Annotated in this window: 14 protein-coding genes; 5 read left to right on the top strand and 9 right to left on the bottom strand. The window is 69.1% G+C overall.

From position 1 onward, the window contains the following. Nucleotides 1-220: 220 nt before the first annotated feature. Both V7E05_RS00740 and V7E05_RS00735 read right to left on the bottom strand, forming a co-directional pair. Nucleotides 221-952: a GTP pyrophosphokinase gene (locus V7E05_RS00740; protein WP_333617765.1), complete on the bottom strand. Its 732-nt coding sequence runs from the start codon at nt 950-952 to the stop codon at nt 221-223. A 179-nt stretch (nt 953-1131) separates the two neighbouring features. Further along, nucleotides 1132-1662: a ferritin gene (locus tag V7E05_RS00735; protein WP_333617764.1), complete on the bottom strand. Its 531-nt coding sequence runs from the start codon at nt 1660-1662 to the stop codon at nt 1132-1134. A 261-nt stretch (nt 1663-1923) separates the two neighbouring features. Between V7E05_RS00735 and V7E05_RS00730 the strand changes: the two genes are divergently transcribed. Continuing rightward, complete coding sequence (locus tag V7E05_RS00730) at nt 1924-3798, top strand: Hsp70 family protein (RefSeq protein WP_333617763.1); 1875 nt, start codon at nt 1924-1926, stop codon at nt 3796-3798. A gap of 97 nt (nt 3799-3895) precedes the next feature. On the opposite strand, the gene V7E05_RS00725 is transcribed toward V7E05_RS00730, so the two are convergent. The 3 genes from V7E05_RS00725 to V7E05_RS00715 form a co-directional block, all read right to left on the bottom strand. Then, the gene (locus tag V7E05_RS00725; protein ID WP_333617762.1) at nt 3896-4423 is read right to left on the bottom strand and encodes an RNA polymerase sigma factor; all 528 of its coding nucleotides are present in this window, start codon (nt 4421-4423) and stop codon (nt 3896-3898) included. 31 nt (nt 4424-4454) lie between these two features. Then, a complete protein-coding gene (locus V7E05_RS00720) occupies nt 4455-4949 on the bottom strand; it encodes a hypothetical protein (RefSeq protein ID WP_333617761.1) in 495 nt (164 codons plus the stop codon). 392 nt (nt 4950-5341) lie between these two features. Further along, complete coding sequence (locus V7E05_RS00715) at nt 5342-6703, bottom strand: L,D-transpeptidase (protein WP_333617760.1); 1362 nt, start codon at nt 6701-6703, stop codon at nt 5342-5344. A 568-nt stretch (nt 6704-7271) separates the two neighbouring features. On the opposite strand from V7E05_RS00715, the gene V7E05_RS00710 reads away from it, so the two are divergent. Then, on the top strand, nt 7272-7925 hold the full coding sequence (locus V7E05_RS00710; RefSeq protein WP_333617759.1) for an SDR family oxidoreductase: 654 nt from the start codon (nt 7272-7274) through the stop codon (nt 7923-7925). 99 nt (nt 7926-8024) lie between these two features. Here the strand turns inward: V7E05_RS00710 and V7E05_RS00705 are convergent, their stop codons facing one another. Further along, nucleotides 8025-9191: a pyridoxal phosphate-dependent aminotransferase gene (locus V7E05_RS00705; protein ID WP_333617758.1), complete on the bottom strand. Its 1167-nt coding sequence runs from the start codon at nt 9189-9191 to the stop codon at nt 8025-8027. A 108-nt stretch (nt 9192-9299) separates the two neighbouring features. Between V7E05_RS00705 and V7E05_RS00700 the strand changes: the two genes are divergently transcribed. After that, nucleotides 9300-9788 (top strand): Rieske (2Fe-2S) protein, encoded by a 489-nt coding sequence (locus V7E05_RS00700; protein ID WP_333617757.1) that lies wholly within the window; start codon nt 9300-9302, stop codon nt 9786-9788. Nucleotides 9789-9858: 70 nt separating this feature from the next. Beyond that, complete coding sequence (gene pnuC / locus V7E05_RS00695) at nt 9859-10536, top strand: nicotinamide riboside transporter PnuC (RefSeq protein ID WP_333617756.1); 678 nt, start codon at nt 9859-9861, stop codon at nt 10534-10536. Here pnuC and V7E05_RS00690 read toward each other — a convergent pair. From V7E05_RS00690 to V7E05_RS00680, 3 genes are all read right to left on the bottom strand, one after another. Next, nucleotides 10533-11141 (bottom strand): class I SAM-dependent methyltransferase, encoded by a 609-nt coding sequence (locus tag V7E05_RS00690; RefSeq protein ID WP_333617755.1) that lies wholly within the window; start codon nt 11139-11141, stop codon nt 10533-10535. The two genes, pnuC and V7E05_RS00690, sit on opposite strands and share 4 nt — an antisense overlap. 232 nt (nt 11142-11373) lie before the next feature. Then, nucleotides 11374-12816 (bottom strand): SPFH domain-containing protein, encoded by a 1443-nt coding sequence (locus tag V7E05_RS00685; protein ID WP_333617754.1) that lies wholly within the window; start codon nt 12814-12816, stop codon nt 11374-11376. A gap of 95 nt (nt 12817-12911) precedes the next feature. Beyond that, nucleotides 12912-13343, bottom strand: coding sequence for an NfeD family protein (locus V7E05_RS00680; RefSeq protein ID WP_333617753.1), 432 nt, complete (start codon nt 13341-13343; stop codon nt 12912-12914). Between the two features lie 536 nt (nt 13344-13879). Between V7E05_RS00680 and V7E05_RS00675 the strand changes: the two genes are divergently transcribed. Further along, complete coding sequence (locus V7E05_RS00675) at nt 13880-14785, top strand: HAD family hydrolase (protein WP_333617752.1); 906 nt, start codon at nt 13880-13882, stop codon at nt 14783-14785.

Genomic DNA, 14785 nt, shown 5'->3' with positions numbered 1-14785 from the left:
CAGCCGCCGAGCGCGAGGCCCACGACGAGCGCCGCGGCCGTGGCGGAGAGTCCGGTCCGCATCCCCCGGCTCCGCCCGGTGCCGGCGCGCAGGTGGCTGCGCGTCCCATCCGCGCTCGAAGGCCGGGGTAGCGGTGTTGGCGTGCTCGAGGTGCTCATGTTGGTGATGGTAGGCCCAATCCCCTAGTCGGCGTGGTCGGCTTTCCGTGAGTCGGTCCGGCTCAGCCGCCGCGGATATCGCGGTGGATGGCCTCCATCCGGCGGTCGAGGAGGTTCGCGGTCTGTGCCGCATCGGCGAGCTCCGAGACGAGGTGCGGCGGCACCTCGCCCTCGTACTTGTAGAAGGTCTTGTGCTCCAGGCTCGCCCAGAAGTCCATGGCTATCGTGCGGAACTGGATCTCGACGCGGATCGGCCGCGAGCCGGTGGAGAGGTGCACGGGGGTCTCGACGATGGCGTGGAGGCCGCGGTACCCGTTCTGCTTCGGCTCCGCGATGTAGTCCTTGATCTGCAGCGTCTGGACATCCGGCTGCGCGGAGAGGAGCTGCTGCATGCGGTAGGTGTCGTCGATGAACGAGCAGGTGACCCGCACCCCGGCGATGTCGTCGAGGTTCTCGTGCATCGAGGCGACGTTGAGTGGCAGCCCTCGCCGGCGGAGCTTGCCGACGATCGAATCGAGACTCTTGACCCGGCTCGTGAGGTGCTCGATCGGGTTGTACGCCTCGACCGCGGCGATCTCGTCCCGGAGGATCTCGAGCTTGGTGAGGATCTCCTGGATCGCGAATCGGTAGGGGAGGAAGCCCTCGTGGAGCTTCCTGCCCGCCTCGAATGCGCTCTCGAGGACCTCGGGAGACGGGGTGATCTCGCCTTCGGCGTCGAACGGGAGCACCGGCTCCTCGGGATCCTCCGGATCCGGCCGGTGCTGCGGGTGCGGCTGTTGCTTCGTCGTGCTCACCCTCTCCAGTGTCCAGATCGAACTGTGTCGGAGGCGGGCACGGGACGCAGAGGGGGCCGAGAAAGTTCTGTGAATCGGGCCGAAATAGCGCCGACGACGGAGGTGGGACCTCCGCCGTCAGGGCTGGTGAGGGGTAAATGCGCAGTTGGGTGACCTGCGCCGCCGGAGCGGTGCGGGAACTAGATCGCGCCGCCCGCGGTGGCCGGCGGGGTGCCGGTGTTCGAGGCGCCGGAGCCGGACTCGCGGTTGAGGTAGGTCTCGATCTCGAACCAGTTGTCGCCGGCGCGGTCGGAGATGGTGACCATCGTGTCCATGTTGGCGACCTCCTCGACCTGCTCGCGGAGGAACCAGAGCATGAACTGCTCGCCGAGCGGGTCGTTCTCCTCGCGGGCCGCGTGGAAGAGCGTCTCGATCTGGCCCGTGACCTTGACCTCGTGGGCTTGGGCGGCGCGGTACGCGTCGGCGGGCGATTCGAAATCGCTGCGCGGGGCCTCGACCTGGTCGAAATCGATCTGCTCGCCACGATCGAGGAGGTACTGGACCATCATCATCGCGTGGTTACGCTCGCCGCGGGAGTGGGCGTAGAAGTGCGAGGCGATCTGCGGGAGATCGGCCGCATCGGCCCACACGGCGATGGCGACGTACTGCTGCATCGCGCCGAACTCGTTGGTGATCTGCTTGCGGAGCAGGTCGTGGAACTTGGAAGCCATTTCGGGTTCCCCGCTTTCTCTAATCGGGTGTGGCGTGATAAGTGAGATAGTTGATCCGTTACGGACGGTCTGCTAGTAAGCTACCTTTCGGAAAATCGCACGTCATTCGCGATTTCGGGTTTCCGCCCCTTGTGGGTATAAAAGCGAAGTGGGCCTTATCTGCTCGTAGGGAAGGCTCGACTTACACCAAAAAGGGTGTGGTGCCCTTGGTGGTCGCCAGGCGCCGCGAGCGAAGTACGGAAATGAAGGGTGAGGGCCGTCTTGGGAGACCATTGGATCCTGGCGATCGATTTCGGTTCGTCGAACACCGCGGCGGCGCACACGTCGCCGCGCGAACCGGGGAAGGTCGAGGCGCTGCCACTGACCCACGCGGGCAATCTCCTGCCCTCGTCGGTGTTCGTCGAGCCGACTGGTGAGGTCCTCGCGGGCGCGGCGGCGGCCAACCGCGCGGACGCGGACCCGGCGGGGTTCGTTCCGTTCCCCAAGCGGGTCGTCTCGCAGGGCGGCCTCTACGTCCGTGGAGTAGCGGTATCGGCAGAGGACCTCGTCGCCGCCGTGCTTCGCTCGGCGTTCGCCACCGGTGCGCGCCGGCACGGCGGCGACGCGCCCGAGGCGGTCGTGCTCACCCACCCCGAGGCGTGGGGCGACCGCGAGCTCGTCGTCCTCCGCGAGGCGGCGCGGCGCGCGGGCATCGACCCGGGCTCCGTTCTCTTCGTCTCCGAGCCGCGCGCCGCGGCGACCTACTACACGGCCGCCGACCGCTACGCCGCCGGCGAGCGGCTCGGGGTCTTCGATTTCGGTGGCGGGACGCTCGATATTGCCGTACTCGAGGCAACGGGGTCCGGCGATTTCCGGGTGCTCTCCGCGCGCGGCGACAACGCGCTCGGCGGCCGCAACCTCGACGCGCTCCTTCGCGGCTGGGTCCTCGACGAGCTCGAAGATTCCGATGCCCGCCTGGCCGAATCCCTGCGCTCCGGCGCGGCCCCTGAGGTTCTCCGCGCACTCGACGCCTCCGTCCGCTCTGCGAAGGAGGTGCTCAGCGAGGGCAGTTCGGCGTCGATCACCGTCGCGGCCCCGGGCGGGCACCGGTCCCTGCTCATCACCCGCGCGGAGTTCGACGCGCTCATCTCCGGAGAAGTGGAGCGCGCTCTCGAGCTCACGAGAACCGCCATGAATGACGCCGGGGCGTCCCCGCATTCCCTGCGGTCCGTCTTCCTCACGGGCGGGACGAGCCAGGTCCCCCTTGTTCACGATCGCATCGCGTCGGTCGCACCTGTCGCCGTGCTCGACGATCCCAAGACGGTCGTGGCACAGGGCGCGCTCATCGGTGCGCTGCGCCTGCGCTCCCGCGGCGCGGGGGCCAGCGCCGGAACCGTTTCGGGGGCCGACGCCGGGTTCGGTCAGGGCGCCGGGATGGCGGCGGGGCAAGTAGGCGGAGCAGGGGGTCCCGCGGGAGCCAGCGTTGTTGGCGGCGCGCGTGGCGGAGCGCCGGAGGCCCCGAGAAGCGGGATCGACACCGGTGCGGCCTCGCGGACAGGCGGCGCAGGCGCGGCGAAGAGCCGGAAGACAACAGTGATGTCGCGGCGCGGAACCCTCGTGGGCGGCGGCGTCGCCGGGGCCATCGTGTTCGTGGCCGCCCTGGTCGGCGGTGCCTACGTGGCGAAGGTCGGCCCCTTTGCGAAGGACGACGGTCCGCTGACCCCTCCGGCGACCCCGCAGGAGTTCGCCGCCGCGCTGCCGTCTCCGATCCGGGACCACACCGATTGCGAGAGCAAGCCGATGCAATCGGAGTCCGGCACCCAGCTCGACGGTGCCCGTTGCACGTTCGACGCGACGGGAATGGGGATCGGAGATCGCACCTCGCTGACCTTTTCGATGTACGCCGAGGGGACCTCGGTCAACGAGCTCGAGGCCGGCCTCGGTGGGCGAGTGGACAATCCGCAGACCGACAAGGCCGCCGTGTCCCGCCTCGACTCACACTCCGGGGACTGGAAGGGATACGAGGAGGACGGCGACGGCTACACGGCCCTGACCGTGCTCCACCCGCGCTCGCAGGTGGTCGTCACCGATATCTTCCCCGGCTCGCCCGAGGTCACGGCGCAATTCTGGGAGAAGTCGGGATTCCAGGGAGCGTGAGGCCGGCCGGCAGGGCCTGATCCAGCCAGGCCTGAAGCGGCAAGGCCTGAATCAGTAGGGCTTGAAGCGGCAGCGCGCTAATCGCTCCGGGAGGGAATCAGATCACCGGGGCGAGGATTTCGCGGAGCTGCGTGCGCCCGCGGTTGATCCTGCTCTTCACGGTCTGGACTGGGACGCCCTGGTGGGTGGCGATATCGGCATAGGTGAGCTCGGCGTATTCGCGTAGGACGATCGCCTCGCGGAAGGCCTCGGGAAGGTCGGAGAGCGCGGACTGTACGGCCTCGACGACCGCCACGCGCTCGTCGATCCTCGGGGCGTCCGAGGCGAGGCCCTGGTTGATGTTCTCGTCCGGCGTCTCGCGCCGCTTGCGGATCACCGCTAGGGCGGCGTTCGCGGCGATGCGGTGGAGCCAGGTGGAGAAGCGGGCGTCGCCGCGGAACTTGTCGAGATTCTGCCACGCCGCCGTCAACGCGTTCTGGAGCGCGTCCTCGGCATCGTGCGGGTTGCCCGCGATGCGCAGGCACACCGCCCACGTGCGGCCCTTGTACCTGCTCACGAGTTCGCCGAAGGCCCGTTGATCCCCGGCGCGCGCACGGTCGAGCAGCTCCAGGTCCGTGGATTCCACGCGCGGCGTCCCTTCGGTCGGTGGGAGGGTACTAGGCATCATCCACTGACGGAATGTCGTCGAATGTCCCCCCGGTGTCCGAATCGAGGATACCGGTCTGCCCATGTTCCGTATAGGCAACATCGTCGGATCCGTCTGATTGATTGTGATCGATTGCTGGGTCGGAGCCGAGAACGTCGTCCCCGTTGGGCTCGAAACCGGGATCCCCGTGCAGGTCTTGCAAGACATCGTCGGCTCCCGGATCGTCGAGATCGGGGTCGCCGATTGTGGAATCGTCGAAATCGGAAAGGTCGATGTCGTCCCCCGTGCCGGCGAGGGCGGGCTCGTCGGGCAGGAGTTCGCCAACGAGGTCCTCGTCGAGCGGCGGGGTCGACGGGTCGACGGCGACGGAGAGTGCCTGGGCGAAAACGTCCTCGGGTACCTCGGCCGGGGCGATGGCGAGCAGGCTGATATCGCCGCCGAAGTCGTCCCCGTCGCCCATCGACGGATCCTCCCCGGGTTGGGGGTTCGTCCTGGTCGTGTCCACTGGTTCTCCTCCACCTTGCGGCCATGTGCCGCGGAGTTGGTGCCGATCTGATGCGCGAACAGGCGGGAGCCGGTCCACGAGACCTGCCCGATGAAGGTCTACACCGAGCTCTCGATGGTCATGGGACTCGCCAGCTGCCGCAAATGTTCCCGATCGATTGACAATTTCCTACCACCGAATTCTGGGAATCCCGTGTGAGCCCCGGGCTGAGCGGCGTGGAAATCAGCTATACGCGCCCCGGAGCTGCGCAGATGCGCCTGCGATGGCGCGGGGGTGCCGGCGATAGTGGGCGAAATCGCCTCGGCGGGGACACCGAATCGGTGTCCCCGCCTAGGATTAATTATTGGAGAGCGATCGCGGGAAGGCCTTCGGGCCGGGCCCGGGAGGGGGACCTAGAAGTCCGCCTGGCCGGTCTGCCACTCCTCCCACGGGACGTTCCAGTCGCCGTTGGCCCACGGCTCGAGCTCGGGGCCGCCGGTGTTCTTGACCTGGACCACGTCGCCGGTGACCGCCCAGTTGTAGAAGATCTCTGCGTTCGCCGGGGAGAGGTTGAGGCAACCGTGCGAGGTGTTCTGCACGCCCTGCGCCCAGATGTTGCCGAGTGCGTGCGTGTAGATGCCGTCGTTGGAGAGTCGGACACCGTCGGCCACGGTGGTCTTGTAACCGCCATTGGCGATGGGGAAGCCGTAGGTCTCGGAGTCCATCTCGACCTGCGGGGACTTGTCGAGGACCGTCATGGTGCCCTGGGGGGTCCAGAAGTGCATGGACGTGCCGTTGTAGTTCGCGTAGCCGCCCTTGCCCATCGAGGTGGGGAGCTCGTTGATGAGTTCGCCGTTTTCGTACATGCGCAGGATCTTGTCGTTGTCGTCGACGATGGCCTCGCGCTTGGCGCCGATGGTGAAGTTCGCGGTCTCGTGCTCGCCGCCGCCGAACTGGCCCTCACCGAGGTCGACGCCCTTGAGGTCGATGTCGATATTGACCTTGGTGCCCGGGGCGTAGAAGTCCTTCGGGCGCCAGTCGGCCTGGGTCGGCGTTATCCAGTACCAGTTGCCCTCGACCTGCGGGTCCGTCGTGACCTTCATGTGCTCGAGGGCCTTGTCGCGGTCCTTCGGCGGGGTGTCGAAGCGGACGCCGAAGACGAAGCCCACGCCGTACTCGCGGTTGCTCTCGACGGTGCCGCCGCCGGTGGTTATCAGCGTCGGCTCTGCTGTGACCTCGGGGGAGATGGTCGTGAACTCGCGGGTATCGGTTGCCGCCTTGCCGTCGCTGTTCTCGTAGACGACCTCGGCGGTGTAGTGCTGGCCGAAGTCCAGAGGCACGTCGGGGGTCCACGAGGTTCCACCGGGCGCGACGGTTCCGGGGATCGCGTTCGGGTTGTCCTTCGAGGAGGGAACCTTCGCGGCGGAGCTACTCGGCGCGGCCGAGTCGTCCGCGGCCGAGGTGCCGGGCGAGCCGCTCTCCGCGAGGGTGGAGACGTTCGCGGCGGGCTCCGGAGACGTGCCGGGCTCCGAGGGCACGAGGACGACGTCGGTAATGGTGCCGTTCGAGATGTCGACCTTCGCGGAACGCGGGGCGACATCGTCGGCGTTCTTGTCGAACGAATAGTCGATCTTCGCCTTCGCGGCTTCTGCAGACTCCTCTGCACCGCCGGGCCCGTTGTCCGAAACCGGGATGGTGCAGCCGCCGAGAGTCAATGCGGCGATGGCAGTGATGACTGCCGCTGTCGTCGTTGCTCGGCTACGGAGCCTTCTCATGCTAAAAAACCTCGATCGCGCTAGCTGTTGTGACGTGCTGGCCGAAACAGGGCATGTTCCGGAAGATCGCTCGGTGCGTGCGGAGGCGGGGCGTGAAACCACAACGGCCCGGCGCTTCCAGCGAAGTGGACCAGTCTCGCGGTCCGGTTCGGACTTACCTCAGGTGGCGAAGGTCCCCCCAGATCCCACTGGAACCACAACCCACCAATTGATGTGCGCAGCGTTTGCCATTGTGCCGGTTCGGTGCCGAGGATCCAACCCCGCCGAGCCTGCACGGGGCTACTTTATAGAGTTGTTATCTGGACAAATGAGCAAATCCTTATCGCATTCCAAGTGTCGCAGAGGCGCCCCGGCGCGGACCAGCGGCGGACTCGCATGTGGCGCATGTGACCCGTGTGCTCATCTGGCGCGGCCTCTCAGGGGTGCCCCGCGGGGCACCTCGGCAGCGGGGGCGGGGGTTCCCAACCCCGTCTCCGGGCCGCGCACACGCGTTAGCCGGCACGTCTCGCATTCCGCGTCGCTGCTCGAATCGCGGCGAGCGGGCCCCTCGCGGTGGTAGACCAGGGGCATGAGCCACTACACGATCCTCGGCGGCCACGGAAAGGTCGCCCTCCGCACGGCGGAACTCCTCGCCCAGCACGACGACCAGGTCACCTCTGTCATCCGCAACGCCGACCATGCGGCGGATATCGAGGCCGTCGGCGCGGCGCCTCTCGTCCTCGACATCGAGACGGCGGACGTCGATGCCCTCGCCGCCGCGTTCGAGGGGACCGACGGCGTCATCTTCTCCGCCGGAGCGGGCGGAGGGAACCCGGACCGCACCTACGCCGTCGACCGCGACGCCGCGATCCGATCCATGGATGCCGCGAAAAAGGCGGGGGTCGAGCGCTACATCATCGTCTCGTATGACGGCGCAGGTCCCGATCACGGCGTCGATCCCGACAATTCCTTCTATCCGTACGCAGAGGCCAAGGCGGCGGCCGACGAGCACCTCCGGGCCTCCGAGCTCGAGTGGACGATCCTCCAGCCCGGTGCCTTGACGCTCGACGAGCCCACCGGTTCCATCGGCGTCGGCGACGAGAAGCGCGAGGACCGCAAGACGAGCCGCGGCAACGTGGCGAGCACGATTGTCGCGTGCCTGCGGCGCTCGGACACCGCACATCGCACCATCGCCTTCTCCGATGGGCCGACCCCGATCGGTGAGGCCATCACCCGGGAGTAATACGGCGGGGCCGGGGCGGGCCGTGGTGGGTCCAGGGCCAGTTCTAGGGCCAGTGCCTGGGACCAGGGTCCAAGGAGCCGCGGCCTGCGAGCCGGCGCCCTAACCGAGCCGCCGCAGCAGCTCCCCGGCCTCGGCGAGCACATCGACGCGCTTGCAGAACGCGAAGCGCACGAGGTGCCGCCAGTCCGGCGCGCTCGCGGCGTCGACGAACGGCGTGAGCGGCACGGCGGCCACGCCGATCTCGGCGGGCATGCGCCGGCACAGCTCCGCGCCGTCCTCGATCCCGAGCCCGCGCGGATCGGCGAGCAGGAAATACGTGCCCTCCCCGCGGGATACGGCGAAGCCCGCGTCCTCGAGCGCGCCGCGGAGCACGCCCCTGCGGTGGGCGAGCGAGTCCCGGAGCTCCGAGATCCACGCGCGCTCGTGATCGAGCGCGTGCGCGACAGCGAGCTGGAGTGGCGTGCCTGCCGAGAAACTCAGGTACTGCTTGGCCGCGAGCGCGCCCTCGACGAGCGAAGCCGGACCCGTGACCCAGCCGACTTTCCAGCCCGTGCAGTTGAAGCTCTTCGCCGCGCTCGACACCCGCAGCGTGCGCTCGCGCATACCGGGCAACTCGGCAATCGAGCGGTGCTCGCGCCCGTCGTAGACGAGATGTTCGTAGACCTCGTCCGAGATGGCCACGATCCCGTGCTCGCGGCACTGCGCGGCGATGGCCTCCAGGTCCCCCTCGGAGAGTACAGCGCCCGTGGGATTGTGGGGGCTGTTGACGATGACGGCGGACGTCCCCTTCCGCGCGCAGGCCGCCGCCAGCGCGTCCCTGTCGAGGGCGAATCCGCCGTCTGCGGGCACCAGGGGGACGGTGAGCTTGCGCGCGCCCGCGAGGTCAACGACGGCCGAATACGAGTCGTAGTACGGCTCTATGAGCACCACGCCTTCGCCGGGTTCGACGAGCCCGAGGAGCGCCGCGGCGATGCCCTCGGTGGCGCCGACCGTGGCGATGATCTCGCCGTCCGGATCGTAGGAGAGCCCCTGGTCGCGGAGGACCTGCCGCGCGACGGCGGCGCGCAGCTCGGGCGTTCCGCGGCCCGGCGGGTACTGGTTGTGGCCGCCGCCCGTGATCGCCTCCGCGGCCACCTCAAGCATCCCGGCGGGGCCGTCGGTATCGGGGAAGCCCTGTCCGAGGTTGATCGCCCCGTGCCGCACCGCGGCCTCCGAGACCTCGGCGAAGATCGTCTGCGCGTGCGGCCGCAGCCGGTCGACCATCATGGGCTGTTCTCCTCACCGGCCGCCGGGAACTGAATCGCTGGGCGGTCTCGTAGTAACCGGACGGTCTCGTTGTCCGGATCCGCTTCTGCGGGGTCTAGCATAAATTCCATGCGAGAGAACCCATCCTCCGCCGATTCCGGAGCGCCCGCCGACCGACCGGCAACCGGCTGCGGGCAATCGCGGCGAGCCGTGCTGGCCGCGTTGCCCGGCGTCATCCTCCTTCCCGGAACCCTCGCGGCGTGCTCGGGGCCGATGACCAACCGGGAGCCGCAGTCGACGGCCCAGGCCACGACCACGGCGCCGTCGACCTCCATCGCCGCCGCCGACATCCCCGTGGGCACCGCGAAGGTGGTCGACGCGGGAGGCGCCGGGGTCGTCGTCGCGCAGCCGAGCGAAGGCGAGTTCGTCGCGTTCTCCGCGTCGTGCACGCACCAGGGCGCGCGGATCAAGGTCGCCGACGGGATGTCGCTGCGGTGCCCGCTCCACGGCTCGCAGTTCGACGCCGCGACGGGGAAGGTGACCAACCCGCCGGCGCAGCGCCCGCTCGACGTGGTACCCGTCGCCGTGCAGGGGGACCGCCTGGTCCTCGGGGCGTGATGGGCATCGCCGACATCAGAATCGGCGCCATCGCCATCGCTGTCTCAGCATCCGTGCCGGTGAGCGCCCGATGAGCCCCCAGGGCCTCCTCTTCGATTTCCTCGACGCGCAGCTCACGATCGGCGGCGTGCCGATCCTGTGGCGCGAGATCGTCGGCAACGTCTTCGGCGTCGCCTCCGCGATCGGAGGGATGCGCCGGCAGTCGTGGGCCTGGCCGGTGGGGATCGTCGGGAATCTCCTGCTCTTCACGGTCTTCCTCGGCGGCGTCTTCCACACCCCGCAGGACCTCGACCTCTACGGGCAGGCCGGGCGGCAGGTGATGTTCTGCGCCGTGAGCATCTACGGCTGGTGGGCGTGGACGTCGACGCGCAGGCGTGCGCGACGGACGGGGATCGCGCCCGGCGTGGGCACCGATGTCGTCCCGCACTGGGCGACGAACCGGCAGCGGATCGGCATCGTCGTGGCGATGGCCGTGGGCACCGCCGCGCTGTCCTTCCTCTTCTCCGCCCTCGGCTCGTGGGGGCCCGTCGCCGACGCGTGGATCTTCATGGGATCCCTTCTCGCGACCTACGGGATGGCGCGCGGCTGGACAGAGTTCTGGTTACTGTGGATCGCGGTCGACGTGGTCGGTGTCCCGCTGCTGCTCAAGGCCGGGTACTACCCCTCGGCCGCGCTGTACCTGGTGTACGCGGCGTTCGTGGTGTGGGGATTCGTCGTGTGGTTGCGCGTGGGTCGCCGGTCCGGCTAGTCCGCCCAGGCGGCGGCATGGAGGATGACGTCGACCGCCACGGCAGTGCCGGCCGGACGGATATCGTGCCGCAGCGAGAGCACGCGCAGTCCTTTCGCTGCGGCCGCGAGCTCCTCGATCGACGGAAGCGTGCTCGGGTCCTGCGGCCCGCCGACGCCGCGGCGCATGTTCTCTGCCGCGTGCCCGAGGTAGACGAGATGCCCGCCGGGCGCGAGCCAGCCCGCGGCGCGGCGCAGTATCGCCCCGAGCGTATCGGCGGGGAGCTGGAGGAATCCGACGACCACGAGGTCGACGGGGCTCTCGGGCTCCCATTCCAGACCGTCGGCGGCGATCCATTCGACGTGCCCGGGCCTGCCTTCGTCCGAATCGCGCTCGCGTGCGCTGTCGATGACCTCCGCGGAGATGTCCACCGCCGACACGTTCCAGCCGAGCCCGGCGAGCCAACGCGCGTGGCGGCCGTCGCCGGAGCCGAGGTCCACGGCCGTCCCCGGCTCGAGGCCGGCCTCCTGCGCAGAAGCGACCTGCGAGACGATCGTCGCCGCGGGCGTGATCCCCCAGGGATCGGGGTGCGCGAGGTAGCGCTCGGTCCAATCGGTCGACGACAAGGGCGTTCCTCTTCGTGCTGTGCAGTAATGGCGTTGTCCGGCCGCCACGCCGGACGCGGGGTTTCCGAAGTGTCCGGAGCGCCCGGAGGCGGAGGCGCCGGTGGCGTCTCGGTCCCGGCCGGCGCCGCCTGGGTGCGGCGCCGTGTCCACCCGAGACCTTACGAGCCCGGCCCCGGCGACGCCACGTCGCCGGGGCCGGGCTCGCTTCCGGACCGCTTCTCGCCGATGACGGCTAGCGTCCCGGGCCACCCTGGGGGAAGCCGCCGCCGGGCTGCCCCGGATTCCCCGGCATGCCCTGCTGGCCCTGGCCGTAGGGATTGCCGCGGAACTGCGGCTCGCGCTGCGGAGCCTGCCGCGGATCTCCGGCAGCGCCGGGATCCGCGTGGCGGCCGTATTCCGGGCCGCTCTGATCCTGCGGTGCCTGGCGGCCGAGTTCTCGCTGATCGGGGCCCTGCTGGCTCTGGGCGCCGCCAGGCGCAGCGGCGCCGGGGCGCCCGGTCGCCGAGCCGCCCTCGTCCGCCGGGACCATGTCGAACACCTCGGGGCGCGGAGGGGTGGCGCGACCACGAGGTGCGGCGTCGTCCACCTCGGTGGTGGTGCGGGCCGCGGCCTCGGCCTGCTTGACGCTCTCGACGATCGAGGGATCGGTGGAGGTGTCGAACCAGGCCTCCGGTGGACTCGCCGCCTCGGGCTCGACCACCGGCTCGTCCGAGGGTTCGTAGCGGAAGACGCCCGGCTCCTCCTCCTTGGCCATCGCGCGCGCGAACTTCTCGAGGGAGTCGCCGAACTGCGAGGGGACCATCCACATGGTCGCCGCATCGCCCTTCGCCATCTCGGGGAGATTCTGGACGTACTGGTAGGCGAGCATCTCGGGGCTCGGCTTCGAGGCCTTGATCGAGGAGTTGACCTTCGCGATCGCCGCCGCCTCGCCCTCGGCGGTGAGGTACTTGGCGGCGCGCTGGCCCTGTGCGCGCAGCATGAGAGACTGCCGCTCGGCCTCGGCCGAGAGGATCGCGGACTGCTTGGCGCCCTCCGCGTCGAGGATCGCCGCCTGCTTCGCGCCCTCGGCGGTCTTGATCGAGGCCTCGCGCTGGCCCTCGGCCGTGAGGATCATCGCGCGCTTCTCCCGGTCGGCCTTCATCTGCTTCTCCATCGACTCCTGGATGGAGGGCGGCGGGTCGATCGAGCGGAGCTCGACGCGGGCGACGCGCAGGCCCCAGCGGCCGGTCTCGGAATCGAGGACGCCGCGGAGCTGCTTGTTGATCATGTCGCGGCTCGTGAGCGTCTGCTCGAGCGTGAGCCCGCCGACGACGTTGCGCAGGGTGGTCGTCGCGAGCTGCTCGACGGCGACGATGTAGTTGTTGATCTCGTACACTGCCGCCTTGGGATCGGTGACCTGGAAATACACGACCGTGTCGATGGACAGCGTGAGGTTGTCCTGGGTGATCATCGACTGGGGAGGGAACGCGACGACGCGCTCGCGGAGGTCGACCTTCGCGCGGATCCGGTCGATGAACGGCAGGAGCAGCGTGAGCTGGCCGTTGACCGTGCGGTGGTAGCGGCCGAGGCGCTCGATCACCGCCGCCTCGGCCTGGGGGATGAGCTTGATCGTGCCGGCCACGATGACGACCGCGAGGATCACCACGACCAGCAGGAATATCAGTGCGGAGCTCATTGGCGCATCAGTCCTAACCCAACGCTTCGGCCGGAGGTTCCGGCGGTTCTCTACTTCTGCCTCAAGTCCTGGATGCGTTTCCCGGGAGAATGTTCCTAGACGTATTTCTTCGCGACGATGGCCGTGGCGCCGTCGATCTCGTGGATCCACACGTGCTCGCCCACCGCGAATTCCTCGCCCGGGACCAGCGCCCGCGCCGTCCACTCGTCCCCGCCGATCGTGACCAGCCCGGGGGCCCCGGAGATCGCGCCCGTGATCTCGGCCTCGCGGCCCGTGAGTGCATCGACGTTGGTGTGCGCCCCTGTGCCGGCGAGCAGCCGGCTCTTCGCCAGCGGGCGCACGCCGAGCACGAGCACGATGGAGACGATCGCGAACACTATGCCCTGCAACCAGATCGGAGCCCCGAGCGCCGCGGCACCCGCCCCGCCGAGCGCGCCACCGGCGAGCATGAGCAAGAACAGGTCCCCGCTCGCCGTTTCGGCAAGCGCGAGTAGTCCGGCTCCGGCCAGCCAAATGAGTGCGGGCATGGTCCCCAGGCTACCGAGGCGAGGGGGCCGGCGGGGTGCGCTTCCGGATCACGAGAAGGCAACGATCCCGCCCTCCGGGAGCAAATCGTGTCTCCCCTGAATTCGGTGAGCAGGTCGTATAAAGCGAAATCCATACTATGGTGTGCCTCATCACCTTGCGTTTCTGCGCGAGCAGCGCAATGGTGGGGATTCGGTGGCCTCCGCCGCCGGAATTGACTTACGAATCAAAGGGATGATCGACAGATGCCTTACGACATGCTGGTGCAGGCCTGGGACGCCATCTTCAACGCGATCCGCCTTCCCCTCGCCGGTTCGCTCGACCCGATCACGGCGAACATCGAGGGCCCGTAGTCCACAGCTCCTGCGGGTGAGCGCAGGCCCGAGCCCGGCCGGCCCGACCGGCCTCCATACGGGCCCGCCCGCCACCTCCCGCCCGCGCTGTAGATATACAACCCGCCGCGCGCGCCAATTCCCGACACCACGGGAGGCGCGCGCGGCTACCCGTGCCCGCTCCGCGGCGAGGAAGTGAATCGTCTATGACGGCGAAGGCCGAACCCACCCCAGTCCGCGAGCTGCCCTCGGGCGCCGATGTCCGGCTCGTGGTGTGCGATATGGACGGCACGCTGCTCGGCGCCGATGGGAAGATCTCCCTGCGCACATGGGAGGCGATCCGCGCGATGCGCGACGCCGGGATCGCCTTTGCTCCGGCCAGCGGGCGCCAGTACTCCACGCTTGCCGGCATCTTCGCCGACATCCACGCCGGGCTCACCGTCATCGCCGAGAACGGCACCGTTGTCATGCGCGACGGCCAGCCCCTCGCGATCTCCCCGCTTCCCGCCGGCGTCGTACCCGCCGCGGTCGAGGTCGCACGGTCGTTCGGCTCCTACACAGGGCGCGATGGCGCGGGGGTCGTCGTGTGCACGCCGACCATGGCGTATGTCGAGCGAGGGGATCCCGACTTCCTCCGCGAGGTGCGCCACTACTACCACGCACTCGAGGTGGTCCCGGACCTGCTGGAAATCGGCGAGGGAGAAGCGATCAAGGTCGCCGTGTTCACCTTCGACGACGCCGAGACCGTGCTCGCCCCGCCGCTGCGCTCCGCCGGGCTCCCGGATATCGCGGAGGTCGTGGTCTCTGGCAAGCACTGGGTCGACCTCATGCCGCCCGGCGTCGACAAGGGCGTCGCCCTCGAGCGCCTGCAGAACCGCCTCGGCATCACGCCTGCCGAGACCATGGCCTTCGGGGACTACCTCAACGACCTCGAGATGCTCGACCGCGCCGAGATGTCGTTCGCCATGGCGAACGCGCACCCCGCCGTCATCGACAGGGCCCGGTACGTCGCGCCGGCGAACGACGTCGACGGGGTGGCGCAGATCCTCGAGTTCCTCGTCGGTCCGCACATCGGCTACACCGGCCCGCTCGAGCGCGGGGCGCGGGGCTAG

Source organism: Dietzia sp. (genome assembly GCF_036741115.1).
Taxonomy (GTDB): domain Bacteria; phylum Actinomycetota; class Actinomycetes; order Mycobacteriales; family Mycobacteriaceae; genus Dietzia.
This window is presented reverse-complemented; position numbering and strand designations above follow the sequence as displayed.